This is a genomic window from Dactylosporangium sp. NPDC049140, from assembly GCF_040648435.1.
In genome coordinates this window covers 1-1585 of sequence record NZ_JBEZDS010000150.1, presented here as the reverse complement: position 1 = coordinate 1585, position 1585 = coordinate 1, and the positions used below count along the sequence as shown (strand labels likewise).

Sequence of the window (1585 nt, the reverse complement as noted above, 5' to 3'; positions counted from 1 at the left end):
AAGTAGTCATCTGTGTCCCTTGTGGACGCCCTGGCGGGTGGGAAAATGGGATGGTTGCCCGCCGACGTCGTCGCGGCTTGGTTCGATGAGACCGTTAAGTAGTCTGACGCTGGGAGCCGGTTCCAGGGCCCTGCATTGTTGCTTCGAGCACGCGAGTCCGCCTCTTGTTGTCCCTCGGCCCCGCGGGCAGCCACCTGATAGGTGTTCGCGTGGTGCATGACGAGGAGCAAGGGGATGGAAGCAACCGACGAAACTGTTCAGCTTGTGGAGCGGGTTGCCGCACTGGATATCGGCAAAGCCGGTCTGATGGCGTGTATCCGGGTGCCCAACGAGCGGGTACCCGGCCGGCGCCGGCAAGAGGTGGCCGAATACGCCACGACCACCGGCGCGCTACTACGCCTGGCCGACCGGCTGCGGGAACTGGGTGTGACCAGGGTGGCGATGGAGGCCACGTCGGACTACTGGAAACCGGTGTTCTATCTCCTCGAAGCTGAGGGGTTCGAGTGCTGGCTGCTCAACGCCACACACGTGAAGCACGTACCCGGCCGGCCCAAGACCGACAAACTCGACGCGGTCTGGCTGGCCAAGGTCGTCGAACGGGGCATGTGCGCACCCAGCTTCGTACCGCCCAAGCCGATCCGCCGGCTGCGGGACCTCACTCGCTACCGCCGTTCCCTGATCCGGGACCGGACCCGGGAGAAGCAGCGTCTGGAAAAGCTCCTCGAGGACGCGCAGATCAAACTCTCCGTAGTGGCCTCGGACATGTTCGGGGTCTCCGGCCGGGCCATCCTGGCCGCGATGATCGCCGGGCAACGCGACCCACAGGTCCTCGCTGAACTGGCCCGTGGCCGGCTCCGTTCGAAGATCGGTCAACTCCGTGAGGCGTTGACCGGCCATTTCCAAGACCACCACGCGTTGTTGTGCGCCAAGATGCTCGACCGCGTCGACGCCATGACCGCCGACATCGCCGAGGTGAGCACCGCGATCGAGGCTGCGATCGGCCCATACGAGGCTCAGGTCACACAGCTCGATGAGATCACCGGGATCGGCGTCACCTGCGCCCAGGAACTCATCGCCGAACTCGGCGTGGACATGACCGTGTTCCCGACCGCCGCGCACCTGGCGTCCTGGGCCCGGTTCGCACCACGCGCCAACCAGTCCGCCGGGAAGAACAAACCCGCCACCACCGGCAAAGGCAACCCCTGGCTGGCCAGCACCCTCGGCGAAATCGCCGCCGTCCTGGCCCGCAGCGACACCTTCCTCGGCGAACGCTACCGACGCCTCTCCAGACGCCGCGGCAAACTGCGCGCCATCGTCGCCACCGGCAACTCCATCCTCACCGTCGTCTGGCACCTGCTCAACGACCCGGCCGCCCGTTACCACGACCTCGGCGCCGACTTCCACGAGACCCGCTACCACCAACGCCACCAACACAATCTGATCACCCAGCTCGAACGCATCACCGGACAGAAGGTCACCCTCACCACCCGAGACGAACCAGCCGCTGCATGACCCAACACAAACCACCGCGGCTCCGCCCCGGTGCTGCCGCCTGCCCCACGCACTCAAGATTTTCGAGTCAGCC

At 65.8% G+C, this 1585-nt stretch carries 1 protein-coding gene; it reads left to right on the top strand.

Annotated features, from left to right (window positions below; genetic code table 11):
* Positions 1 to 234 precede the first annotated feature (234 nt).
* The gene (locus tag AB0B76_RS58915) at positions 235 to 1512 is read left to right on the top strand and encodes an IS110 family transposase (protein ID WP_360395176.1); all 1278 of its coding nucleotides are present in this window, start codon (positions 235 to 237) and stop codon (positions 1510 to 1512) included.
* Positions 1513 to 1585: the final 73 nt, after the last annotated feature.